The 24,799-nt window shown below is 50.4% G+C and carries 17 protein-coding genes; 5 read left to right on the top strand and 12 right to left on the bottom strand.

What is annotated here, in order from left to right; all coding sequences use genetic code 11:
• Positions 1-2: 2 nt before the first annotated feature.
• From DDY07_RS07195 to DDY07_RS07215, 5 genes are all read right to left on the bottom strand, one after another.
• Positions 3-3,680: a PAS domain S-box protein gene (locus DDY07_RS07195; RefSeq protein ID WP_171695367.1), complete on the bottom strand. Its 3,678-nt coding sequence runs from the start codon at positions 3,678-3,680 to the stop codon at positions 3-5.
• 281 nt (positions 3,681-3,961) lie between these two features.
• Positions 3,962-4,900, bottom strand: coding sequence for a peptidoglycan-binding protein (locus DDY07_RS07200; RefSeq protein ID WP_171695373.1), 939 nt, complete (start codon positions 4,898-4,900; stop codon positions 3,962-3,964).
• A 24-nt stretch (positions 4,901-4,924) separates the two neighbouring features.
• Positions 4,925-5,593, bottom strand: a complete 669-nt coding sequence (locus DDY07_RS07205) for a hypothetical protein (protein WP_171695374.1) — start codon at positions 5,591-5,593, stop codon at positions 4,925-4,927.
• Positions 5,590-6,936, bottom strand: coding sequence for a hypothetical protein (locus DDY07_RS07210; protein WP_171695376.1), 1,347 nt, complete (start codon positions 6,934-6,936; stop codon positions 5,590-5,592). The genes DDY07_RS07205 and DDY07_RS07210 overlap by 4 nt, the downstream gene beginning before the upstream one ends.
• A 146-nt stretch (positions 6,937-7,082) precedes the next feature.
• Positions 7,083-7,784, bottom strand: coding sequence for a hypothetical protein (locus DDY07_RS07215; protein WP_171695377.1), 702 nt, complete (start codon positions 7,782-7,784; stop codon positions 7,083-7,085).
• 463 nt (positions 7,785-8,247) lie between these two features.
• On the opposite strand from DDY07_RS07215, the gene ftsH reads away from it, so the two are divergent.
• Positions 8,248-10,179, top strand: coding sequence for an ATP-dependent zinc metalloprotease FtsH (ftsH, locus tag DDY07_RS07220; RefSeq protein WP_171695378.1), 1,932 nt, complete (start codon positions 8,248-8,250; stop codon positions 10,177-10,179).
• Between the two features lie 50 nt (positions 10,180-10,229).
• Here the strand turns inward: ftsH and DDY07_RS07225 are convergent, their stop codons facing one another.
• The 4 genes from DDY07_RS07225 to DDY07_RS07240 all read right to left on the bottom strand — a co-directional run bounded on the left by DDY07_RS07225 (position 10,230) and on the right by DDY07_RS07240 (position 15,008).
• Entirely contained in the window at positions 10,230-10,982 is a 753-nt protein-coding gene (locus DDY07_RS07225; RefSeq protein ID WP_171695379.1) for a hypothetical protein, read from the bottom strand.
• Between the two features lie 52 nt (positions 10,983-11,034).
• Entirely contained in the window at positions 11,035-12,465 is a 1,431-nt protein-coding gene (locus DDY07_RS07230) for an alkaline phosphatase D family protein (protein WP_171695380.1), read from the bottom strand.
• A gap of 2 nt (positions 12,466-12,467) precedes the next feature.
• Positions 12,468-13,355 carry a hypothetical protein gene (locus DDY07_RS07235; RefSeq protein ID WP_171695381.1) on the bottom strand — a complete coding sequence of 296 codons (888 nt, stop codon included), beginning with the start codon at positions 13,353-13,355 and terminating at the stop codon, positions 12,468-12,470.
• 366 nt (positions 13,356-13,721) lie between these two features.
• Positions 13,722-15,008 (bottom strand): hypothetical protein, encoded by a 1,287-nt coding sequence (locus DDY07_RS07240; protein ID WP_171695382.1) that lies wholly within the window; start codon positions 15,006-15,008, stop codon positions 13,722-13,724.
• Between the two features lie 147 nt (positions 15,009-15,155).
• Between DDY07_RS07240 and DDY07_RS07245 the strand changes: the two genes are divergently transcribed.
• The gene (locus DDY07_RS07245) at positions 15,156-15,830 is read left to right on the top strand and encodes a response regulator transcription factor (protein ID WP_171695383.1); all 675 of its coding nucleotides are present in this window, start codon (positions 15,156-15,158) and stop codon (positions 15,828-15,830) included.
• Between the two features lie 109 nt (positions 15,831-15,939).
• Here the strand turns inward: DDY07_RS07245 and DDY07_RS07250 are convergent, their stop codons facing one another.
• The 3 genes from DDY07_RS07250 to DDY07_RS07260 all read right to left on the bottom strand — a co-directional run bounded on the left by DDY07_RS07250 (position 15,940) and on the right by DDY07_RS07260 (position 20,180).
• Positions 15,940-17,832 (bottom strand): hybrid sensor histidine kinase/response regulator, encoded by a 1,893-nt coding sequence (locus DDY07_RS07250; protein WP_171695384.1) that lies wholly within the window; start codon positions 17,830-17,832, stop codon positions 15,940-15,942.
• Positions 17,833-17,973: 141 nt separating this feature from the next.
• Entirely contained in the window at positions 17,974-19,269 is a 1,296-nt protein-coding gene (locus DDY07_RS07255) for an ABC transporter permease (RefSeq protein WP_171695385.1), read from the bottom strand.
• Positions 19,266-20,180, bottom strand: coding sequence for an ABC transporter ATP-binding protein (locus DDY07_RS07260; RefSeq protein WP_171695386.1), 915 nt, complete (start codon positions 20,178-20,180; stop codon positions 19,266-19,268). The genes DDY07_RS07255 and DDY07_RS07260 overlap by 4 nt, the downstream gene beginning before the upstream one ends.
• Before the next feature lie 323 nt (positions 20,181-20,503).
• Between DDY07_RS07260 and DDY07_RS07265 the strand changes: the two genes are divergently transcribed.
• From DDY07_RS07265 to acnB, 3 genes are read left to right on the top strand one after another with little or no spacing between them, the layout of a single operon-like run.
• Positions 20,504-21,514, top strand: coding sequence for an isocitrate/isopropylmalate dehydrogenase family protein (locus tag DDY07_RS07265; protein WP_101052331.1), 1,011 nt, complete (start codon positions 20,504-20,506; stop codon positions 21,512-21,514).
• Between the two features lie 22 nt (positions 21,515-21,536).
• A complete protein-coding gene (locus DDY07_RS07270) occupies positions 21,537-22,151 on the top strand; it encodes a Uma2 family endonuclease (protein ID WP_171695387.1) in 615 nt (204 codons plus the stop codon).
• 18 nt (positions 22,152-22,169) lie between these two features.
• Complete coding sequence (gene acnB, locus DDY07_RS07275; RefSeq protein WP_171695388.1) at positions 22,170-24,728, top strand: bifunctional aconitate hydratase 2/2-methylisocitrate dehydratase; 2,559 nt, start codon at positions 22,170-22,172, stop codon at positions 24,726-24,728.
• Positions 24,729-24,799 lie beyond the last annotated feature (71 nt).

Consider the following 24,799-nt stretch of genomic DNA (forward strand, 5'->3'; position numbering starts at 1 on the left):
GCTTATTCCTTAAACGTGATCGCTAATTTATCCGCCAAGCGTTTAACTTGGATTTTCGCGGCGTCGAAATCGAAACTATCCACTTCAAAGCGGATGGCTTTCAGCTCGGTTTCGCCGAGAAACGCGCCAAGCCTTTGTAAAACCGGTTCGACGTGGTCAGGATTCAAATTGTCCAGTGCTGTGTTTAATTGCTGTAGAAGACTGCCGACCTGTTCGGCATCGAAGGCTGTTGCGGCGACGGCTACCGGTTTGCTCGGTAATTTTAGTTGGTGTATGGCTGCAACAGCGGCGCTTAGCGCGGTCTCAAGCGTCTTGATCAATTCCTGGATATTTTGCAGGTCGCCACTTTTGAATTGCGCGTCAACCTCAGTAGCCAGACCGGCGATAACGGTTAAGGCCAGATTGCCGGCCACACCTTTTAAAGCATGGGCGATGCGCCGGACTGCTTCCGGATTCTCCGGGTGCTCCTGTAAATTACGTAGTAATTTTCTGCCGTCCGCGCCGTGTTGTTCGGCAAAATTTAGTAAGGCATCGGCGTAAATCAACGGGTCCAGCCAGGTTGCCAAACCTTTTTCGTAATCGGCGACGCCGGCCAAAGGCGTAAAGTCGACGGCGATTTTCGCCGGCTCGGCAATGTTTACGCCGGTGTTGGCAATGCCGTGCCCCTTGGGCACCAGCCGTTCCATCTGCGTTAATAAATCGTCGACATCGATGGGTTTGCCGACGATGGTGTCTATACCGGCATCCAGCGACTCGCGGCGTTCATGGCTCAATACGCTGGCGGTCAGGGCCAGAATTGGGATATGGCTGCCGCCGGCTTGTTCCAGTTCGCGGATTTGCCGGGTGGCGGCGATACCGTCCAGCACCGGCATTTGCAGGTCCATCAGGATCAAGTCGTAGTCACCGCTTTGAAAGGCGTCCACCGCTTCCTGGCCGTTTTTAACCCAACTGACTTGATGGCCTTGTTGTTCTAAGCGTAAGCGCGCCAGGGTAGCGTTGGCTTCTATGTCTTCCGCCAGTAATACCCTGAAGCGGCGCGGCGAAAAATAAGCCACGCTATGCACCGAGCTGACATCGTACAGACAGTTTTCCGCGCTGGCCGATTCCGGCATATGCACAGTAAAATGAAACACAGAGCCAACTCCGGCCTGGCTTTCCACCCAAATACGACCGCCCATCAACTCAACAATTTGTTTGCTGATGGTGGTGCCCAGGCCGGTGCCACCAAAGCGGCGGCTGGTGGTGGTATCGGCTTGCGAGAACGATTCGAAGATGTGCTCGGTTTGTTCCTGGGTCATGCCGATGCCGGTGTCGCTGATGGCAAAATGCAACATCTCTATGCCTTCGCCGCGGGTGATGGTGACGCCTATGTTGCCGGAATCGGTAAACTTTACCGAGTTACCGACCAGATTCAAAATCACTTGCCGCAAGCGATTCGGGTCGCCGACGAAGTGGGTGGGCAAACCGGCTTCTATCGCCAGATCAATGCGCAAGCCTTTTTCGGCGGCGCGCAGCCCCATAATCTGCAGCGCCTCTTGCACCGCAAACGGCAGGTTGAAACAGACCGATTCCAGTTCGACCTTGCCGGCTTCGATTTTGGAAAAGTCCAGAATGTCGTTAATCACGCTCAGCAGATGCCGACCGGAACTGAGGATGGTTTTGATGTGGCCACGGGTGTCACCGGCCAGGTTTTGATCTTGCAAAGCTACTTCGGCAAAGCCGATGACGGTATTCATCGGTGTGCGAATTTCGTGGCTCATGTTGGCCAGGAAGTTGGCTTTGGCTTTGGCGGCCGCTTCCGCTGCTTCCTTGGCTAGTCGCAGTTCCTGTTCGGCTTGTTTTTGCAGGCTAATGTCGGAAATAAAGCCAACAAACATATGCCGACCTTCGGAAATGATGCCGTGGCCAACCGCCAAATTGGCCGGAAAGCGGCTGCCGTCTTTGCGTTGGGCAATAACTTCCCGTTCTATACCGAGAATCTTGGCCTGATGGGTGGCCAAGAAATGCTGGATGTAACTGTCGTGCGCGGAGGCATCCGGTTCCGGCATCAGTAGCGAGACATTTTTACCGACAATTTCGGCGCTGCTCCAGCCGAACAGTTTTTCGGCGGCGGGATTGAACATTCGAATCAGACCGCTGCTGTCGATGGAAATCACGCCGTTCACCGCGGTTTGCACGATGGCTTTGACCTCGGTGGTGGCCATCGCCACCAGCTCTTCCAGATGCTCGCGGTACTTCAGCAACTCGGCTTCTGCGGCCTTGCGTTCGGTAATGTCGGTGATGGAGCCTACCATTCGCACCGGCCGACCTTCGGCATCACGCAAGGCGTCGCCGCGATCCAGCACCCAGCGGTAGCTGCCGTCTTTGTGCCGCAGACGCAGTTCGGTGGTGTAACGCTCGTTATGTTCCAAGTGTTTGCGAAACGCTTCGCTGGCGCGGGCTTTGTCGTCGGGGTGGATTAATTCGAAGAAAATCGATTCTACGTTCGGTAATTCACCGTCGGCATAACCTAGAATCTTGTTCCAGCGCGGCGATAAGTAGTATTCGTGATGAACAATATCCCAGTCCCAGATGCCGTCGTTGACGGCCCGCTCGGCAAGCATATAACGCTCCTGGCTGGTACGCAAAGCCTGCGTGCGTTCGGCGATTTTCGCTTCCAGGTTATGTTGGGCATCGGCCAGCGCATCGGTCATGTGATTGAAGGAACTGGCCAGTTCGGCGATTTCACCCAGACCGCTGACTGCGGCGCGCACCGATAAATCGCCGTCGCGAATGCGTCTGGCGGTACAGGTCAGGCGCGAGATGGGCCGGACGATACGCCGGGCCAGGGCGTTGGCGATTATCGTCGTCAAGCCGACAAAAACCAGCACGGTGAGCAGCATTTGTTTTTCCAGGCGCTGAATGGGGGCCAGCGCCTCGGCCTGTTCGATATGCGCCATAATGCAGCCGCCGCCGATTTCCGGAATCGTGCGGAAACCATGAATGACGGCACGCTCCCGGTAATCGCTGGCCATCATTTCCGCGTTTTGCCGAGCCAGGCAGCTTTGCATGGGTTGCGCAGCGATAGGGGGGCTATTGGCATAGCGCGGCTGGGTAACGAAAAAGCCGTCGCTGTCGGCCAGGAAAGATTCGCCGGATTTACCCAGGTCGGGGTGAGCCGCAAAAAGACTTTGAATCAGGCTAACCGGATAGCTGACCAACAGTTGCCAAGGCAGTTTGGCATCTTTGGCAATCACATAATAAAAACGTGGTCGGCCCGGAACCGGTTTACTGAAGTCGGCCAGTTGTCCGGGTTGAAAATCTTTTAAATCGGCAAGTGCCACCGGCTGTTCGCCGACGCTGACCGTGCCGGATTCGGTTTCGAGCCGGAAAAATACCGCGCCGGCGGCGCCTTCGGTCATTAGATAGTCGTTTAAGAAATCAGTGGCGCAGGCACGGTTTAATTGCTCTGTTGCTACGCATTTCATGAGCACTTCGGCCAGAAAGGCGTGGGCGCGGGTGTCGGCACGTTCCAGTACCAGTTTGAGTTGTTCATGGCGGCTTTCCGCCACGCGGCTGACAATATTAAAGCGATCCGTGCGGATATTGTCGGTGGCAAACCGATAGGCCATGTAACCGACCGATAATGTAGGTAACAGGATCAACAGCAACAGCAGGGCAATCAGGCGTTTTTGCAGCATGTTGGGCCTCAATGTCGGCAAGCAGGTCAGCCGACGTTATGCCATGGATGGTGGCGATGCGGCAATACCTTATGCCAATCGACATCTTCATACCGCTAAGATTCCTCGGGGTAGGTAATTGTCAAACTGCGGTGGGAGGGGCGTCTCGGAATCGCATAGACTGTCTAGTGATTGATCTAAACTTAAAAATCGCCGCTCCCGCGCAGGCGGGAGCTCAGTGCTTGCAATGGATTCGCTCAGCGGCCTAACGGCCCCAACTTTTGCGGAGAAAGCTGCGTAGCTTATTTGCGCAAGGCATTAAAAAAACTACACTCGGGCGCGCCGCCGTTACTCTCGAAAAACACAAAACAATCGTTAAACCATTTCACAAAACGGTCGGCGTGTTCGGCGCTCCCGATCGGATATTGGCGCATTTTCCAGCGATTGCGCGCCGAGTCGTTACGGTAGATGCCGCCAGCGTTGTAAGCACATGCCACTTTGGGTGGATCAAAATGGGTTTGCTTCCACTGTCCGGCGATATAAGCGGTGCCGGCCTGAATCGAATTGCTGGGTACTAATAGCCAGGCTTTGTCGATGTCATCTTTGTTTAAAGCCGCGCGGGCGGTGGAGATTAAAGTCTGCATCAAGCCGGGCGAGATTTTATGCGGCGTACGCACTTCGTCGATAAAGCCGGGTTCTTCGCGCACTGCGTTTTGATTGCCGGACGACTCGGTGCAAATGGTGGCGATGATCAGCTCCACCGGCACTTTCAACTCGGTAGACCAATGCGTCAACGCACTACCGTACTGGCTCCACACTTTGCCTACCGTTTTCGGCTCGCCGCCGGTGCCTATTGGGGTATCGTCGCTGCCTACCAATAACCCTTGATCGGTCAATTGCCAGGACACGCTGTCCTGATAAGCATGCCGGGTTTTTAACTCGTCGAGTAAATCTTGGCCGATAACCGTGCTGCCGGCATCGTTAGCGGCGGGACGTTGCATATTCGGAGAACTATCGTCCTGGAACAAACTGCTCCAGGTTAGCGGGCCGACGATGCCGTCGCTGTCCAAGCCGTGGCTGCTTTGATACGCCACCACGGCTGCGGAGGTTTTGGCACCGAATAATCCGTCGGGCTGGCCGACACCGTTTATTTGCAGGCTTTTTAAGCGCGTCTGTACTTCCAACACATCGCGGCCGCGCAGCATAGGCAGTTGAAATTTAAGTGGGCGACTGAATGCCATGACCGGCTCCTATCCGCTAAAGGCTTATGGGCAGCCGGGAATCGAAGCTTTGATTCCGGCGATGTCGTTTAACAAGCGCCGGTGATAATCGGCGTAGCGGCTTTGGCCAGCCTGCGCGGCAGCTTGGTTCTCGTTTTGTTGTAATTGTTTCAGCGCTTGGCAACTGCCGGTATCGTCGATTTGAAAACGAATCGCTGCCAACTCGGCGTTATGCAGAAAAAAAGTGGCGGCGGGTTTTAAGTCGCCGGGCGCTTGCAGAAATTCGCGGGCACAAGCGTGTAACTTTTGGTTGTAAGGCTTAGCAGCGGCTGTGCTGGTCTGTTCGCTACGCAGTGAGCGCAACGACTCGCACCAGTTTTCGAAATACTGGGCGCGTTGCCCGACGATAGCCTCGGCCGCAGCCCAATCCGTTGTCAAATGTATGCCTTGTTCGAGTTGCTCTGCTGCGCATTGATAATTTTTGATGCTGTCGGTGTTTTGTTTAGCTAGCCGGTAACAGGCGTCGCCTTTCAGTAGATGCAATTGGTTACAGGTCTCGTCGTCGGCTTTGCAATCGACTTCCGCCCCCGCTATTTCGTGCCAATTATTTTCATCAGCGGCTTCTTTGAAGTTTTTCAATTGCCGGGTCGCGCAGCCGGAGGCTAACAAAACCGTTGCTAATAGCGGTATGACTATTTTCAGATTCGGCCTCATGACGCTTGGCCCTCGAGGATTTTGTTAATCATGCCGGAGACCGGTTTGTCCTCCGCTTGCAGCTTCTCGGTCACCACAATCAAGCTATCCAGGTCCTTTAATGCATCGGGGTTTTGGTGCAGTTTGTCCACGGCTTGCAACACCGATTCGTAACCGCCGGTGCTGCCGAACATCGCCGGGTCGCGGGCTAGGATCAAAGACTTCAATTCCCGGTCGGCAGCGGTGCGATGGAATTCGTCCAGGCCTTCTTCAAATTGCTGCAACGTCGTAAAGCCGCCCAGTTCGGCATATTTTTCGAATAATGCCGCCGAATCAGCATTGCCGATAAAGTCGTTGACCGCGTCTTTCATAAACTTGGGATTTTCCATCTGCGCCTGAAACGCGGCACGAAATAACGGGCTTTGTCGCAGCAACATAAAGCCGGTGTTGTCATCGACCGGCTCCAGCGTCAAACCGGCCGCCGGTGAGAAGGGCATGTGTAAAATCCGGGCTTTCCATTTTTGGTAATAAATGCCGGTCAGTTTGACGGTGCCGGCCACCACGGCCGCGATCAACGCAGCCGGCGGCATGAAGGTACCCAGCGTAGCGCCGAAGGTATTCACCGCGCTACCGAGTATGTCTGTCAACGGGCCGTCCTGATCCAGCGTGTTTTGCGTGTCGGTGACCGCGTGCAGAGCATCTTCGATTTTACCTTCGCCCATCAGGCCCTTGGCGACATTTACGCCTTTTTCGACTTTGTTCGCCAGATCGACGTATTTGCCGCCAATTTCCTTGGGCAGCAAACCGGCCACGGTGCGCGCCATGTCGATGCCGCTGCTGACGGTTTCCAGCATGGAGCCGGTTTTGGATTGCTGTTGTTGGCTGACCGCTGCGTCGCGTTGCGTGGTTGCTTCATGGGCTTGCTGCAATGCGGCGCTTTCCGAATCGCGATTCTGGCCGCGTGCGCCGAAGTAAAAGCCGATGATGGTGCCGAGGATGCCGCCCAATACGTCCGGAAACTGATTGTTCGGCAAGGCCAAAAACAACATTGAGGCCGTGACGATCAGCATCGCGATCACACCGCGTATCGTGCCCTCCGGCAGGCCGGCCGGACTTTGAAAAAACAGCGCCAGTTGTTTTTCGCGGGTGCAGGTTTCCAGAAAGGTTTTTTGCAGATGCCGCAAATACAGTAAAAAAGCGAGCACAACCACCGCCAAGATGCCCAGCGTAATCAAAAAATGAATCGATAGTGCGATGGGTCTTTCCTCACTGTTAACGGCCGCAGTTTGCGCGGCAACGGCGAGCGGGAGCAGGCTTAGCGCGGCGTAAGCCAGGGCTTTGTGTCGAAATGTCGGTTTATGCATAAGTCCGCCTTTTGGGTAACGATCTCCTTGATCGATTAAGGTCTCTAATTAGGCTTGCCGCTCGGATGATATACCCGCTCTATCCGCCGGTCTAGGATTCGTTCTATGCGCCTCTTGCCGTTTTTTGATGTGTCAATGACGATTTTTTATTCTATAGACTCGGTCTCGGGTAATTGCTGCGCCGGTTTTTTGATACGAGTGACCGGGGAAGTCCATATGGGATGACGGCGCTCCTGACGGTAATAGGTTTCGTAAAGTGCTTGATAAACCATTTCGGACGCGGCCCAACGTTCCTTGCAAAAACTGGAAAGCATTAATCCTGAAACGGCGGCGCATACCCATCCCAGTAATAGCAACTTCTCAATAAACAAGACCACAGTAAAAATGGCCAATATCAAAGTCAGGCTGCGCGCTAATTTGGATTGCAATTGCAACGCCTCCACCTTGGCCACCACGGGGTTATCGTTGTCCCTAAGTCTATCCAAGGCTTCGTGATATTGACTCAACAACGGGTCGTTGGTGGTTAAAGCCAGATTTTGCGCGCGCCGATACCAACTATCCGTTTTCTGGCGTTTGCGGTTTCGATATAAATAATCGTAAGTGGTATTGAGTATGTCGTGCGACAAGCGCTTGACGACAAGGGAGACCGCCAGTGTCAACAGCAGAAAAATCAACGCGCCCGCCGTGCTGGCGGCGAATGGGTCAGGCAAACGCTGCAATGCAGGGTGAATTTGTTCGCGGTAGTTAAAGAATACTGCTACCAACGTAGCGGACGGCAAAGCGATGCCGACTTGTTCGACCGGGTCTGTGAAAAGTTTGCCGATCAGCGTATTGAGCGGGTTTGACATTTTGTCCCTCCTTCTAAGTTGGGAAAAATGAGTTGCGGGACGCGCTGCGCCCGGTTGCTTTGACCGTTGGTCATTAGATAGCAAACGCGGCGAAACAGCAACTCAATTGATGAACCCATTATGCCGACATTGGCTTGTATGAGGATGTACGTAAATACCCAAGCTTTGGATGCATTTTTTACTTTGCTAACGGCAAAAAATAGTGCATCGGACCTTAAATCATTAACCCGCGCGTAAATGCCGGCGTTCGCTTGAAGCTGGGGGCTATCGGTAGTTAATAACCGGATTTCCGTATATTCAAGAAAATATTTCCGGCTCAGTACATTTGCTTACTCGTTAAAAACCGGTAAAACTGGCGTACAGTGAACGAACAAAGAGGCCTAAAACAGGTTCCCCATTTTGGCTGGAATGGCGGATTAGGGACCCTGCAATGGCCTCGATAACTACAAGAGGGGAGTGCGTCATGATAGACCAGCAAAAACTAACCGAGCTTTATCAGACTTTTGTTAAATGGTTATGCGTGTTTTGGGCTTGGCTCAAATCGACGTGGCAAAGCCTATCCAAACCTAAACCGGGTACCGACCAGCCCGACGGCAGTGAGCCTAAGCGTTCGCCGATATGGTTATACGTGCTGTTGGGGATTTTTGTAATGTCGCTATTCGCCGGCGGCGAACGCATCCAGGGCCAGGAAATTCCCTATAGCCAGTTCTTAACTTTGGTTAATGACAATAAAGTCGAAAATGCCGTGGTTACCCAGCGTTTCATCAACGGCACGTTAAAAGAAGAAGATAAGAAAATCGGCAAGCATTTCTTCACCGTGCCGCTATGGGACGAGTCACTGGTTAAAAATCTGCAAGAGCATAAAGTGGAATATGTGGTCAGAAGCGGTGACAACTGGTTGAGCAATTTGCTGTTTAACTGGGTGATTCCACTGGCGATTTTTGCCGGAATCTGGATGTGGCTATTGCCGAAAATGACCGGCGGAGCAGGGCGCGGCTTTTTGAACTTGGGCAATAAAATCCGTATCCAGCAGGAAACCTCTAAAACTACGTTCGACGACGTGGCCGGCGCGGAAAGCGCGAAGCAGGAATTAAAAGAAACCATTGAGTTTTTAAAATCCCCGGAAAAACTGCAAAAGCTGGGTGGGCGCATGCCGAAAGGCGTGTTGTTGGTCGGCTCGCCGGGTACCGGCAAAACCCTGTTGGCCCGCGCGGTGTCCGGTGAAGCCGGGGTGCCGTTTTTTAACATCAGCGCCTCCGAGTTTATCGAAATGTTTGTCGGTATCGGCGCGGCGCGGGTGCGGGACTTATTCGAACAGGCCCGGCAAAAAGCCCCGTGCATCATCTTTATCGACGAACTGGATGCGATTGGCCGCTCACGCGGTGGTCCGGCAATGCTGGGCGGCAATGACGAACGCGAACAAACCTTGAATCAATTGCTAACTGAGATGGACGGCTTCGACGCCACCTCCGGCGTCGTGGTGATGGCTGCCACCAACAGGCCGGAAATCCTGGATAGAGCTTTGCTGCGTGCCGGCCGCTTCGACAGGCAAATTGTGGTGGATAAACCCGACCTGATCGACCGGGTGGCTATCCTGAAATTGCACAGCAAAGCCATGCAATTGGACAAAGATATCGACTTAAACACGGTTGCTAAACGCACACCCGGTTTCGTCGGCGCCGATCTGTCCAACATCGCCAACGAAGCGGCGATATTGGCTGCGCGCGGCGGCCGCGACACCGTCAACATGGCCGATTTCGAAGCCGCCATCGATAGAGTGATGGCCGGCCCGGAAAAGAAAAACCGCATTCTCGGCCCGGATGAAAAGCGCCGAGTGGCTTATCACGAAGCCGGTCACGCGCTCGTCGCAGAAAACGTGCCCACCGGCCAGCCGGTACATAAAATTTCCATCATCCCGCGCGGTGTCTCAGCGCTGGGTTTTACGTTGCAGTTGCCGGTCGAGGAAAAATATCTTTCCACTGAAAACGAACTGAAAGACCAATTAGCCATCCTGCTCGGCGGCCGGGTGGCCGAACAATTGGCGCTGCAGAGCGTCTCCACCGGCGCCCAGAACGACCTGGAAAAGGCCAGCGAAATTGCCCGCAACATGGTTTGCTATCTGGGTATGAGCAAAAAGCTGGGGCCACAAATTTACGGCCAACGCCAGCAATTGCAATTCCTGTCCGGCGACGTCAAAGAGCAACGCAACTACAGCGAAGAAACCGCTCGCGTCGTCGATGCCGAGATCAAGGCATTAATCGAAGACGCAGAACGCCGCGCGCAAAAGATATTAAGCGAGAAACGCGGTTATTTGGATAAGTTGGCGGACTTGTTGCAAGAGAAGGAGGTGATTCAGCGCGAGGAGATGGTGGCGTTGATTGGCGGCGGAAAGTAAAAGGCAGCTATTGTGGAAAATCCACAATAGCTATGGCGAGTAAAGGCAAGCTAGGGCAGTGCCAGGAGGTCAACTAAGTGCATTCGCCCAAGCGCTATCAATCCATTATTGCTAGCGAGCCATTTTGAAAGCGCAACACGATTTACGCCGCCACCGCTGCTCGAGCTTTGAGATATGAACCGTTCATTGGCATCTTCACCAACAATTACAATATGATCAATGTCCAGCGCACGATCACGATCCCATGAATATTCAGCAAAATCGATTCCTACCAGACAGCCCGGTTTAAACATATCCTCGGCCAACCAATTTCCCGAAATTATTTGACTAGTGATCTTGCCTACGTTAGTAATCTGCTCGTCTGAATAAGTATATAATTGACTAGGCTTGGTAGTAAGGCTATAGGCATTTAATATTTCTTTAGATAAAAGGTAAATCCAACCAGAACAGTCAACATATTCTTTTTGCTGTAAATCTTTCCATGTTTTTGCTTTGTCCCCTAATGAATATTTAATGGTATCGAACTCAAGAGTACGATCTGCGATTATCTGGGCTGCTTTTTCTCTATTAACTGAGGAAAGGACAGGAGAGTTTTGAAAATATTGTATCAACCATTTGCGCCTAACTACTCCGGCTTTTCCAGTGTTAATCCCGCTCAAAACGTTTCCAGAAACCCATGTTAAATCCGATTTCTGAGTATCTATTTCAAACTGATCTCCTAGCCTCAGCTCACCAATAATGTTTCCATGTGGAGTTGATCTAATATTTAAAGCTGTTGCAATACATTGGAATGTTATTTTCATATGAGGCATTCCCTGGTAAAATCAGCAAAATTAAGCTATTTTTATGTGATTCTTAAATTGGCAGGTCTTCAATTTTGCATCTATTTTGATTTTTAGATATACACCAATTGTCAATTGCGGTTTCGGGCTCGGGAAAGGCAAGGCTAAACAAATCAAATCCAGCTGTTATAAAATCTGTATAAGGCTTTCTTAGTTTCAAAATTCCAAAATTATTGGCGTTTGTAGAAAATGCTTTTACGCCCATGAAGCCAGGTAGTTTCTTTGTGAATTTATAGAATTCGCTAGAGTTCAATGATACATCTTCTGGTACCCCAACATTATATTCGGTGCTTAGCAAGCTTTTGATTCCACCTACTCTCGCAAGCGGAGATGATATAAATTCAATCAATTTGGCTTGGCTGTTTTTTGGCGGGACCCAGTAAACTAAACGACCCCAATGAATGTCTCCTGTGAGGATAATAAAGCTTACCCCTCGTTCATTAATGTTTTCTACGAGAATAGCAAGCAATTCATTATATTCTGTAATATAGTCTTCCAGTGCATTATCAAATTTAGTTGACGTTAGCATCAATGGTTGACCAATTACCAACAAGCCAACTCGTTCAACATTATAAATCCATGATATTAATGCAGACTTTTGCGGCGCAGATAATGTGTGAGGTTTGTTGGCATCTCTATTTGTACGGTCAGTGCGGGTATCTGAAATAAATAAGTCTATACCTGCTAATTTGTAGGAAGCCCAGCAACGCTCAAATTCAAGCGGAGACTCTCCTATCATATTCATTACACCTTGATTTCTCCAAAACGCTTCTTGTCCACATTTTGCCCAATTTGATTTATTATCACTCCAACTCCTGGTTAAATAGGGCATTGCTTCGGGATATCCGTTCCAATATTCATGATCATCGCATGTAAACACATTCGCTCCATTTTTTAGAAGGCTTCCAAGTCTGGACGCTTGAAAAGCCTTATGGTAGCGTTCTTGGTACAACATTTTGGGTGTAACTGAAGCGAATGCTGCTGGAACATCCGCATATATCTGGTCACCACAAAATATTTTCAGATGAGGGATGTTTTTTTTAATTAAATTTTCCATTCTTCTGGGGTATTCAACAAATTGGTCAGAAGGAAAATAGCATGATGATAGCGCGATAACTAACTCGTCTTCCGGATGATTTAAAGAGATAGGTGGGGTTCTTATTCGGATAATTTCTTCATCTCTATTCGCTTGGAATTTTGGCTTTATCTCGTAATTCTGATTTGGCTTAAGACCGGTGATTAGAGCGATGTGGCTATCCAATCCTAACGCACCAGGTATTGGGTCAAGACCAATTATATTTTCATTATTGCTATTTGGAGTGACTTCTAGGTGATTACTTGCTTTGCATGGTAAGTGGGAAGGCCAACCATCAATTCGCAATCGTAGCGAGTATGTATTGCCTTCAGTGTTAATCGCCCCTGGATACAACCTGAGATCTGCCATATTTATCTCCTAAATCTGGCGCCAATTCCTACTATAGTTTGAAGTAGACTTTTACCTGCTTCAGATCCAAGCATGAGAGCGCCAAATCCGAATAGAAAACCAACAATTTTTGTATCAAATGAATTTGACGTGATGAAAATAAAATTAATTGCAATAGCTTCGACAAATGCAATAAACGCCGAAACAGAACGAAGCTGCCTGTGATAGCGGAATTCAGCCGACTTCAGCGCATTTGCGAGTTCACGTTCGGCGCGGATTACTCCAGGTAGGAAAGATTCGATAAACTGAACCCTCCATACATAAAATAGAGCAGGGCTTACATCTTGTCCTTCAGTACTTAAGATATTAATCCAGTTCCGTAAGGTATTTTTTAAGATTTGATCCTTATGGTCGTCTAAGTTGGTTACAACTGCATCTAATATATTTTGTGCATCATTAGGATTGCGTATATTCAAACGAATCAGTTCATCTAATGCCGTAGCTGTCTGTTGGACTCCCAAGGGTGCCATTAATTTTGATATATCCGAAACATTGCGAATATCGGCATCTGACACCTCTGTAATTGGGCTGTCTCCAACTGAGCGTAATAAAAAGCTCTGAATTAGTCGCACTTGCTTGCCAGATTTCTTATAATGATCACGAATTCTTTTAGGGAAAGTTGTCGGTATTCCAACCACAAATCCTTTAAGAATATCTGATGCAGAGCGTTTCAGTTCTTCTTTATCGTCTAATCCGTTTTCTGTGCCATACACTATATAGTTTAATGCTTCCCAATATCTTCTGGTTCTGGATCCAAATAGCTTCCACAACTCGATGATACCTTGATGAAATGGAATAAATGTCACTGTCAGTTCAATTACACTGTATATTTCGTTGAAGTTTATTGCCATGACAACCTCTATTGAATAAATTCAATTAATTGTATATTTAAGATTGTGCTCGTCATTATTCAAACTAATTGTAATTTGGTTTTTGATGCTTGCCAAAGACAGCATGTTAGCACTCCCGTGTCATTTTTTTATTGAGTCGGAATTTATTGGGTAAGTATTCCCGTTAAGTTTTATAGGGTTTTCATCATCGTTATACATTATATGTGTTAATTTAGTGATTTGAATTTATGTGGCGTTAAACCGATTTAGTTAGGTTAAGGGTTAAGATTATTATCGTAGAAATGCTTATTTCGTATAAGATTGAATAAATAATTTGAATTATGGTCCATGGCGATCATTAACTTCCGAGTTAATATTTATATGTTGCTATTTCTTATCTTTTGAATTTTCTTCTGGAATAGTTGCGACACTGATTTGTAGTATGGCCGCGTCTGTGGAATTTAGTTTTGCTTCTAAATATTTCAGTTCTTTTTCAATATCTTTAATTTTTGACTCATCGCGATTTGATGCCTTTCTTTCGTTATCTAAGGTTTCGCGTAGTGTGCTAATTTTATTTTCCAATGCCTTCTTCTGGTTTAACAGGTTTTCTATTGCTTTATTGGAGGTCTCTAGCTTTATCTGATTTTTTCCAGCTTTATCCAAAAGTGAACTGAGTCCATCGTAAAATGAGCACTTATTGTGATAATTCATTGCGTCGAAACGTATTTCTCCGAGTCCTATTGCTTGGGATGCGTTTTTATAACTTGTTAGTTTATCGTTCAAAAAATTTTGTCGGTTAGTATTGATTTCCATTAGTATTGCTGGTGTAACAACATTTTGAAAAACCTCTTCATTCATTATGGCCTGACTGCCGGTCAGGAAACTAGCAGAACCCGCAAGAGCTTGTGCCGCGCCGACGCCAGACATACTACCAGCAATACCTGCGCCAGTTGCCATGACTTGAAATATGGTATTCATTGCGGTTCTATTACCGTATATATGTGATTTGTGTATTTCACAAATTTCATCTGATCTACTTATTAAATAAGTAAGACATCCCAATGAATAGGCATTAATGCTTGCGAGTTGTGCTTCGCTAATTTTTAACTTTTCAATAGCCAAATCGAGTTCGGATTTTTTGTTTTCGGCTGTTTCTTTCCATTCATTGGCTAAAATCCTACTTTCGTTAGCTATAGGCACTAGACTTATCTGTTTTTTAGCCTGTTTTTCAATACTTAAAGCTTCCTTCTCATGCTCTTGTGCAATTTTGTTTGATTTCTCTAAATCTTTCTTTAATGTTTCAATTATTTTTTTATCTTCTATAATATTTTCTTTGTATTTCAATGCGTTTTCATTAGGATTTTTATTTTCGCATTGCTCAAAATATAATCTATCTGCATTTGTATTTTTACTGTTTGAGTCGTTTATAGAAATTGTCTGATATTCACATTCATCTTTAACAATAAAGCTACCAAAATTTTTTGTTGACGTGTCTTCGCTTAAAGTGCTTAACCAATGTTTGCCATCTGGCGCACTATAGTTTTTACATTCCGGACTGCGAAATAGCGGTGCTACTCTCGCATGAGATGCTGCTGGATCGAATATGTGTTTATCAATAAAAGCGCACCCATTTGTTATGAATATAAGGCTAAATAGGAATATTTTTATTTTCATTTTATTGGCCTGTGATATTTTCAGTAATAATCTGTTTTTTTTTAGATATTGTCTACGGTGTATTTGTACTAGTACAAATGTACTGCGCGACATTAAAGCTAACCAACATTTACAATCGGATGAAATTACATTTGGACGGCTCTATCCATGAATATTCTCCTGATCGACGACCATTTCTGCGCCCGCGAGGGTGTGGCTTGTTTGTTGAAACAAATCATTCCGGAATTACAGGTGTTTGAAGCGGAGAGCTTCGACGAGGGGTTGACCTTGGCTCAGCAAACGCCGTTGAATCTGGTTATGTTGGATGTGCAGTTGCCCGGCAAGGATGGGTTGGCAGGGCTGGTGGAATTGAAGGCGGCATTTCCGGATTTGTGCGTGGTGATGTTTTCCGGGCTGGACGATAGGGAGTTGGTATTTAAGGCGCTAAGGGCGGGAGCTATGGGATTTATCGTCAAAACTGTATCTCGGCAGGCGTTTGTCGATGCGTTGCGGGACGTGTTGGCCGGTAAGGTTTATTTGCCGGCATCCGCGGTGGGCCCGCAACGAACTGTCGATTCATATGCCGGCCATGTTACAGAAATACCTAAGGTATCCGATTCGGCCAGTTTAGGCCTGACAGCGCGCGAGTTCGAAGTGCTGACTTGGTTAGCACAGGGGATAGGCAATAAGCAGATTGCTCGGCAGTTGGGTATAGAAGAACAAACGGTGCGCAATCATCTGCGGCCGATTTACCAAAAATTCGGTGTTGCTAAACGTACCGAGTTGTTGGTGAAGATTTTTGAGCGGGGGATTGTGTTTGGGAGGCCGGGAGTGGGGAATTGATGACAGCGTGCAGAGAACACGTGGGAATGAAGCTTTTAGATCTCGCGGCAAACCGATTGAGGCAACGCGGCTCCCGCCTGCGCGGGAGCGACGATATTTAGGGCTCCGCTTAAATAGTAAACGGTTTTCCTTCACGGCTGTCTTTCAATGAATGGCCGATTTGTATGGTTTTAGCCATGGCTTCCATCAGCGCTTTGGCGCCGGCGGGTTTGCGCAGAATGGCGGTGTGTGCCGGTAACAGGGCTTTTTCGTGATCCGAGATGGCGCGGGCGGACAGAATCATGGTCGGTACCGGCCCGCAAGCGGTGTGGACTGCGGCGATGATGTCATGGGCGGTTTCGCGGTTGCCCAGGTAAAAGTCGGTGATTAATAAATCCGGATCTCTATCGTTTTCGGCTAGTAGTGCCGCGGTTTCCGTGAGCGATGCTGCTTCCTGTACCAGGCAACCCCAAGCTCTGAGTTGTTTGGCGATGGCTTGCAATACCTCGGCATCGTCATCAACCACCATCACAAAGTAGCCGGAGAAGTCGCCGTCTTGATCTAATCCGCTGTATACAGCCAGCATCGGCTCGGCAACCGGTACTTGGAGTTTAAAGTCGCAGCCAAAACGCGAACCGCATACCAAGTTCAGACTGTGGTCGGGTAAACATTTGACGGCGGCGGCCACGTAAGCCAAACCTATTCCCAAGCCGGGTATGTTGTTGTCGTTCTCGCGACGCTGGTTACGGACAAATTCCTTGAATACCTCTTCGCGCATCTCTTCCGCGATCCCTGGGCCACTGTCGCAGACATGTAAAGTCAGATGCTGCTTGCCGGTTTTGACTGCCGACACCAATATCCAGCCGCTCTCGGTATATTTGATGGCGTTATCGAGCACATTGCCGAGAATTTGCCGCAGGATGTTGCTGTCGCTGCATATGTTATAAGGCTCTTGGCGGCGCAACACTACTTTAAGCCGGATGCCGCGCTTGGCGGCTTGCGGGGCATATTGATTTTCCAAGCCGGTCAGCAATGCATTAATATCGATACTGGCCGGTTGTGGAATTTGCCGGCCGGTTTCCAGGTTGGCGATGTCTAAGACATGGTTAAAGGCGGCGTTCAATTCGTCTATCACCATGCCCATGCGATTGAGCATAAACGCCGCGCCATTGTTAGGTGGGTTTGTTAGGGCGGTGTCTAACACTGCGGCATAGCAGGCTAAGGCTTGCAAGGGTTGGCGCAGATTGTGGCCCATTTGCTGCAAAAAGCGGGTTTTGTCGTCGGCGCTGAGTTGAGCTTTGCGTTTCTCGCGGAAGGATTTGCGGGCGTAAGCTTCTAGTTGGCAGCGGGTGCAGACGCCGAAGATATTGACGATGCAAAGATTAAGGACAGACTGGATCAAGTCAATCACGGTCAGGCCAAGCCAATAGCCGGCCAGCGGCATGGTCAGCGCAGTACTCCAGCCAAAACTTATTGTCGCCCGCAACGACATGAACATTTGCCCGTAACTGAAAAAATACATGGGCAATAGGGCCGGCCAGGTTTCGGCGTAATAGCGGGGATTACCGTCGTACAGCAAGATGGCGATTAAATTGGCTGCGGACAGTCCGGCGCTGAGTTTGGCGATGGTGTTGATTTTTGCCGCCGCTTCTACGCAGACATTTAGGTATCTGAATAAGCCCAAAAGTACCAGGACTATGGGAAGTCTTAAGATGGCTTCTGCGGTTGAGGTATTACCAGTATGCAGATCCAGCAGGATATAGACCAGGAATGCGACGGCTCCCAAGCCTAACGCCCATTTGAGGGGGCTTAGTAATACTAGGTAACGTTCTTCCCAAAACTGCCGTTCGCTATCTTCATCGAACTGCGGGATGGCAAACAGTTTGGTGAGGCTGAGCGAAAGTTTGGTATCGAGAAAAAGTCCGAGCGGACGGTGGGTGGGGGCGCGAAAAAAAGCCTTGCCGGCAAGATGTTCGATGAATGGATTTGGTATGCGCATGCCGCCGGTCTTGGTCGCAACCATCGTACTCGATGCGGCGCAAAGAGCGCATCAGTGTTTCCGATAGCCAAGTTATTGTTGTTTTTGTAGCTGGGCTTTATTTTCTCTATTCCGGTAGGCCTAAGCAAGAAAAGTTAGCTAACGCACCAACAAATTCTATCGGCCTTAAACACTTTGCCGCCAGCGTTGATAAAGTAGGCTTAAAATCAGCGCACATTGCAGCGCGGCAAAAGCTAACGCCGAGAATGCAGAATCCGCCCATAGTGGAAAGAATAAGGCTGAAACGCCGGTCATGCCGACCGCGCCGAACAAGCCGGGGAGAATGCCGTAAAGCAGCGCCGCGGACAGTAAACTCAGGCTAAACGCGCGTTGCGGATTTTTGCCGTAGCAAAAAAACAGGTAAACGGCGTAATCGCGTAGTACTAATAGTACGACAGCCAGTGGGTAGGCATTCAGGGAGATGTCCAGCCAGGCAAAGCGTTGCTCTTGGAAGCTCAGAAATATCGCAAACGGCAGGCTTAGCGCAAAACTCAATGCGCTCAAGGGTAGTTCCTCACCCACTCGGCGCCAATTCGCTTGTCGCCGATAATCCAGTAAGCGTTTGATGCGCATTGGCTCGTGCCGTTCGACGATGACGCCAATGTAAGTTAAAGCGCTGCAAACGGCTAAAGCAGCCAGGGAAAAGGAATAGTGGGTATTGGGAATAAAGCCGCCCAAATAGACAATCAAAAACAGCGTAAAACTCAACCATGCCCAGGGCAAATTTCGCAAACCCAAGTCTTGCGCCAGCAAGCGATAATTGCCCATGACGCACCAGAATAAGGCGCAAAGCAGGCTTATTTGGTGCAAAGTCTGTGGGTTAACGGTCAGGTTATACCAGGTGTTGCTTTGAAAATGACCGGGCAAATAATTGGCCGTTTCGGTTAAATCAGTCAAAGACGGCATGAAAACGAGGAAACCCACCAATACCAAAATGAGTATCGAACCGGTTTTTAGTTGGCCGCGTTGCACTGCCAGCAAACCCAACAAAAGCCCGGCGCTTTGTACCAATAATGCGGTGCCAATGGCGTAAAAAAACAATAAGGGTAGGGCGGCCGGATTGTCGGTCGCCAGCGCATGGACCAGTAAACAAATGCCGGCGCAGTACCAGGCCATGCTGGTACTGCCCAGCAGTTTGCCCCAGGTCATTTGCCAAGGCCCGAGCGCCGACAGGCGTTGGGTATCCCAGGTGCGGTCGCGGTATTCTTCAACAATGCTGTCCAGGCTTTGCCGGGTGCCCCATAAAAGGGTAATCAGCATGAATAGCGTCAAAGCGGCTTGCGCGGTGATGCTGCCCAGCCGGTAGTCGTCCAGAAAATAGCTTAAAGTAAACACTGCACCCAGCACGATTGGCGCACCTACCAGCCGAGCTGGCGAGCATTCCAAAATCAGCTGGCGTTCAAATTCGGGATTCAGATTCATGAGCTGTGGCGGATGGTTTGTAGGTAAGCGTCTTGCAGATTGCTAGAAACTGGGGCGAATTCGCAGACCGGTAAATCCAGTGCGATGAGGGCTTTCAATACTTGGTGTTGTAGAGCCGCCTCGCCATTAAGTTGCAGTAAGGCTTGTTGTTTATCGTCGCTATTCAACACCTTAACATCGGGTAGCGATTGCAGGCGTTGCAGCAGGTTTTCTACTGGATGTGCCAGCAGTAATTTAAACGGTTTTAGTAAGGACGGCGCTTTCACCGCAACCTGTTCGACGATTTTGCCGTGACGCAGCACCAGCATATCGGTGCAATAAGCCTCCAGTTCGGCGAGGATATGCGAGGACACCAGCAGTGTCATGCCTTGGGCTTGCAGGTCTAAAAATAGCTCGGCCAGTTCGTGGCGGGCTTCCGGGTCCAAGCCGGATGCCGGTTCGTCCAGCAACACTACCGGCGGTTTGTGGATGATGGCTTGGGCGATGGCTACCCGTTGACGTAGGCCGCGCGATAGCTCGGCCGGGCTGTTTTCCAATCTATCTTGAATATGCAAACGCCGGCTGACAGCTTCGATGGCGGCGGGGCAATCAGTTGCAAAAATGCCCTGGGCGCGGGCCACGAAATGCAGGCATTGCCGCACCGTCAAGCGTTGATAAAGCCCAAAAAAATCCGATAAGTAGCCGATGATGCGATGGCACTCGCGCGGTTGTTCCAATACATCGATGCCGGCGATATTGATCGCACCGCTGACCGGTTGATCCAGCGCCGCCATGCAGCGCAGCAGCGTGGTTTTGCCTGCGCCGTTGGGGCCGACCAGCGCGGTGATGCTGCCGGCAGCGATGTCGAACGACACATTGTCCAATGCGCGCAGGCCAGGGTATTCGAAAATCAGTTTATCGACGGAGATCATGTTTAGCTTTGATGAAGGCTTGGGTAAAAAATGATGCGGGTTCGATGATACCGCTTTTTGGTTTGCCGGACGCCGATTATCGGCTTAGGCTGCTTGGGTATGAATTTTGCTGCATTTCTGGGGTGAGTTTGGCTGATAAACTCCGAGTACGCCCGAAATTAAGGCCTACACCAATCCCGCTTGACCATGCGGCGGGGCGCGAAACTGTGTATTATTACTCGCAATAACGGTGCTTTATCAGGCGAATGAGTAACGACTCAATCGCGATACAGATGAGTGCACGCAAAGACTGGTTATTTTTAAACATCAAGTAGGAGAAATGAATGCATAACGTCACGTTGATTAAAGGTGATGGTATTGGCCCTTCGATCATGGACGCCGCCGTGGCGGTGATCAACGCTTCGGGTGCGAAAATTCATTGGCATGAGGCGGACGCCGGCATGTCGGCTTATGAAAGAACCGGCACGCCGCTGCCGGATGCGACGATGGAATCTATCGCCCAGACTCGGGTGGCGTTTAAAGGACCATTGACCACGATGGTGGGCGAAGGGTTTAGAAGCATCAACGTGGAACTGCGTAAACAATACGATCTCTACGCCAACGTACGGCCGGCGAAAAGCTGGAAAGGCGTAAAAACCCGTTACGACGACGTCGATATTGTCATTGTGCGCGAAAATACCGAAGGCCTCTATGTCGGTTTGGAACATTATCTGACACCGGCTAAAGACATTGCCGAAAGCTTGGCCGTGGTCACCAAGGCCGGTTCCGAGCGCATCGTGGAATATGCATTTAAATATGCTATCGATAACAATCGTAAGAAAGTGACGGTTTGTCATAAAGCCAATATTTTGAAATACACCCAGGGCTTGTTCCTGAGAGCGGCACGGGAAGTGGCGGCCAAATATCCGGGCATCGAATTCGACGAAAAAATCGTCGACGCGGCCTGCATGCACATGGTCATGAAACCGGAACAATTTGACGTGGTGGTCACCACCAATATGTTTGGTGACATTTTGTCGGATTTGACTGCCGGTTTGGTAGGTGGCTTGGGCTTGATCCCTGGTGCGAACATAGGTGCCGATGCAGCGCTATTCGAAGCGGTACACGGCAGTGCGCCGGACATCGTCGGCAAAAATATCGCCAACCCTACGGCTGTGATGATGGGGGGCGTGATGATGCTGAACCATTTGGGCGAACACGAAGCGGCTACCCGGATGCTGAACGCGATTGAAAAAGTCGTGAACGGCGGTGTCTATGTCACCCCGGATTTGAACCCGGACACCAAATACGGCACCCAGGAAATGGGTCAAGCCATCGTCGATGCGATGGAGTGATTAACCTGCGGCGGAGGCGGTTATGAGTGCGCAACCTAAATTCGATAAGCCCTGGATGTCTGTTGAGGATTATCTGGCAGCGGAATTGCTCAGCGACATAAAGCATGAGTATGACGCCGGCGAGCTGGTGGCCATGTCGGGTGCCAGCAAGAATCATGAGCGCATCAAGATGAGTTTGGTTCGACTGTTGGGTAATCATTTACAAGGCAAGCCTTGTGAACCCTTCAGTTCCGATGTCAAAGTCAAGATCGGCCAGTATCTGTTCTACCCCGATGCGATGGTGGTTTGCGAGGATACCTCGACCCACGACTATTATGCCGAAGCGCCAGTCTTGATTGTCGAAGTGCTGTCCAAATCCACTCGCCGCCGCGACGAAACCATCAAGCGCCGCTTATACCAAACCATTCCCAGCTTGCTGGAATATGTGCTGATCGAGCAGGACATCGTCGATGTCGAAGTCTGTCGGCGTAGCGAAGGCTGGGTGTCCAACCATTACTTTCTCGGCGATCAAGCCCGCTTCGAGTCAGTGGATTTAACGCTGGACGTTGCCGAGATTTATCAGCGGGTTGATAACGACGACATGCGCACTTTTATAGCCGAACAGGCCGCCGCAGCCAACGCATCCCAAGGTCAATAATTTTTACCGGAAATCATCATGCTAGAACAATACCGAAAACATGTCGCCGAACGCGCTGCCGAAGGCATCGTTCCCAAACCACTGGACGCCGAACAAGTTGCCGCGCTGGTTGAATTATTGAAACAGCCGCCTGCCGGCGAAGAAGCGTTTCTGCTGGATTTGCTGGAAAACCGTATTCCAGCTGGGGTAGACGAAGCCGCATATGTCAAAGCCGGTTTCTTTACCGCCGTTGCCAAAGGCGAGGCGACATCGCCACTATTAACAGCTGAAAAAGCCACCGAATTGCTCGGCACGATGCTGGGTGGTTACAACGTCGCACCGTTGATCGAATTGCTGGACAACGCCACGTTGGCACCCATTGCCGCGAAAGCACTGTCGCAAATTTTGCTGATCTTCGACGCCTTCCACGATGTGCAGGAAAAAGCCGAAGCAGGCAACGCTTATGCCAAACAGGTACTGCAATCCTGGGCTGATGCCGAATGGTTTACCGCCAAGCCGGAAGTTTCGGAAAAGCTCACCGTGACGGTGTTTAAAGTCACAGGCGAAACCAATACCGACGATCTGTCACCGGCACCGGATGCCTGGTCCAGACCCGATATTCCGTTGCACGCCAAGGCTATGCTGAAAATGCCGCGCGACGGCATCACCAATGCAGAGCAACAAATCACCGAACTGAAAGCCAAGGGCTTCCCGGTGGCCTATGTCGGCGACGTGGTGGGTACCGGTTCCTCGCGCAAATCCGCCACCAACTCGGTGCTGTGGTTCATGGGCGACGACATTCCGTTTATCCCCAATAAACGCGGCGGTGGTGTTTGTATCGGCGGCAAGATCGCGCCGATTTTCTTCAACACCATGGAAGACTCCGGCGCGCTGCCAATCGAGTGTGACGTCACCGGTATGGCGATGGGCGATGTGATCGACATTTATCCGTATCAAGGCTTCGTCAAACGCCACGGTACGGATGAAGTGATTTGCGAATTTGCACTAAAAACCGAAGTGATCTTCGACGAAGTCCGCGCCGGTGGCCGGATTCCGTTAATCATCGGCCGCGGCTTGACCGACCGTGCCCGCCAATTCTTGGGCTTGCCAGCTTCTACGGTATTTCGCCGTTTGGGCGAAGCCGCCGATACCGGCAAAGGTTTTACCCTGGCGCAAAAAATCGTCGGCAAGGCTTGCGGCGTGGCCGGCGTGCGGCCTGGCAGCTATTGCGAACCGAAAATGACCACCGTAGGTTCGCAAGACACCACCGGGCCGATGACCCGCGACGAACTCAAAGACCTGGCCTGCCTGGGTTTTTCCGCCGATCTCGTGATGCAGTCCTTCTGCCACACCGCCGCTTATCCCAAGCCGGTGGACGTGCAAATGCAGCACACCTTGCCGGACTTCATCATGACTCGCGGCGGCGTCTCGTTGCGTCCTGGCGACGGCGTGATCCACTCCTGGTTGAACCGTATGCTATTGCCGGATACCGTCGGCACCGGCGGCGACTCACATACCCGTTTCCCGATCGGTATTTCCTTCCCGGCCGGTTCCGGCCTGGTGGCCTTCGCTGCGGCGACCGGCGTGATGCCCCTGGATATGCCGGAATCGGTATTGGTGCGCTTCAAGGGCCAGATGCAACCTGGCATTACCTTGCGCGATTTAGTCAACGCTATTCCTTATGCGGCATTGAAAAGCGGCTCATTGACCGTCGCCAAGCAAGGTAAGAAGAACGTGTTTTCCGGCCGGATTTTGGAAATCGAAGGTTTGCCGGATTTAAAAGTCGAGCAAGCGTTCGAGTTGTCAGATGCCTCGGCAGAGCGATCCGCCGGCGGCTGCACAATCAAACTCAACGAAGCGCCGATTCGCGAGTATCTGAACTCCAACATCACCTTGCTGAAATGGATGATCGCCGAAGGCTACGGCGATGCCAGAACCATCCAGCGCCGGATTAAAGCCATGCAAGATTGGTTGGCGAATCCGGTTTTGATGGAAGCGGATAAGGATGCCGAGTATGCGGAAATTATAGAAATCGATTTGAACGAAATCACCGAGCCGCTTTTAGCTTGCCCGAACGACCCGGATGACATCAAGCCTTTGTCGGAAGTGGCGGGCACCAAGATCGACGAGGTGTTCATCGGTTCCTGCATGACCAACATCGGCCACTTCCGCGCCGCCGGCAAGTTGCTGGAAAAAGCCGGGGCCTTGCCCACACGCTTGTGGGTAGCACCACCGACCAAAATGGATCAAAACCAGTTGGTGGAAGAAGGCTATTACGGCACCTTCGGCAAGGTCGGAGCGCGCACCGAAATGCCGGGCTGCTCCTTGTGCATGGGCAACCAGGCGCGAGTGGCGGAAGGTTCGACCGTGGTATCGACATCGACCCGCAACTTCCCCAACCGTTTGGGCAATGGTGCGAACGTCTATCTGTCCTCAGCGGAATTGGCAGCGGTGTGCTCGCTATTGGGCAAGATTCCGACGGTTGCCGAGTATATGCAATATGCCGCCAGCATCGAACAAACCAGCGCGGATACCTATCGTTATCTTAACTTCGATCAAATTGATAGTTATCAGGATAAGGCCAAGGAAGTCGCTTAGCCCGGCGTATTTTAGGCATCGTGCCGTAGCAGGCGCGGTAACCCGGTTTTAGTTGGGCTACCGCGCCGCAT

Origin of the sequence: Methylomonas sp. ZR1 (genome assembly GCF_013141865.1) — a bacterium.
Taxonomy (GTDB): Bacteria; Pseudomonadota; Gammaproteobacteria; order Methylococcales; family Methylomonadaceae; genus Methylomonas.

Bases quoted from the DNA above. Each gene is read 5' to 3' on its own strand.
- DDY07_RS07265 (WP_101052331.1), top strand. From the start codon at position 20,504: ATGCATAACGTCACGTTGATTAAAGGTGATGGTATTGGCCCTTCGATC.
- DDY07_RS07245 (WP_171695383.1), top strand. From the start codon at position 15,156: ATGAATATTCTCCTGATCGACGACCATTTCTGCGCCCGCGAGGGTGTG.
- DDY07_RS07260 (WP_171695386.1), bottom strand. From the start codon at position 20,180: ATGATCTCCGTCGATAAACTGATTTTCGAATACCCTGGCCTGCGCGCA.
- DDY07_RS07210 (WP_171695376.1), bottom strand. From the start codon at position 6,936: ATGCATAAACCGACATTTCGACACAAAGCCCTGGCTTACGCCGCGCTA.
- DDY07_RS07205 (WP_171695374.1), bottom strand. From the start codon at position 5,593: ATGAGGCCGAATCTGAAAATAGTCATACCGCTATTAGCAACGGTTTTG.
- DDY07_RS07215 (WP_171695377.1), bottom strand. From the start codon at position 7,784: ATGTCAAACCCGCTCAATACGCTGATCGGCAAACTTTTCACAGACCCG.
- DDY07_RS07195 (WP_171695367.1), bottom strand. From the start codon at position 3,680: ATGCTGCAAAAACGCCTGATTGCCCTGCTGTTGCTGTTGATCCTGTTA.
- DDY07_RS07225 (WP_171695379.1), bottom strand. From the start codon at position 10,982: ATGAAAATAACATTCCAATGTATTGCAACAGCTTTAAATATTAGATCA.
- ftsH (WP_171695378.1), top strand. From the start codon at position 8,248: ATGATAGACCAGCAAAAACTAACCGAGCTTTATCAGACTTTTGTTAAA.
- DDY07_RS07270 (WP_171695387.1), top strand. From the start codon at position 21,537: ATGAGTGCGCAACCTAAATTCGATAAGCCCTGGATGTCTGTTGAGGAT.
- DDY07_RS07255 (WP_171695385.1), bottom strand. From the start codon at position 19,269: ATGAATCTGAATCCCGAATTTGAACGCCAGCTGATTTTGGAATGCTCG.
- DDY07_RS07250 (WP_171695384.1), bottom strand. From the start codon at position 17,832: ATGGTTGCGACCAAGACCGGCGGCATGCGCATACCAAATCCATTCATC.
- DDY07_RS07240 (WP_171695382.1), bottom strand. From the start codon at position 15,008: ATGAAAATAAAAATATTCCTATTTAGCCTTATATTCATAACAAATGGG.
- DDY07_RS07200 (WP_171695373.1), bottom strand. From the start codon at position 4,900: ATGGCATTCAGTCGCCCACTTAAATTTCAACTGCCTATGCTGCGCGGC.
- DDY07_RS07230 (WP_171695380.1), bottom strand. From the start codon at position 12,465: ATGGCAGATCTCAGGTTGTATCCAGGGGCGATTAACACTGAAGGCAAT.
- acnB (WP_171695388.1), top strand. From the start codon at position 22,170: ATGCTAGAACAATACCGAAAACATGTCGCCGAACGCGCTGCCGAAGGC.
- DDY07_RS07235 (WP_171695381.1), bottom strand. From the start codon at position 13,355: ATGGCAATAAACTTCAACGAAATATACAGTGTAATTGAACTGACAGTG.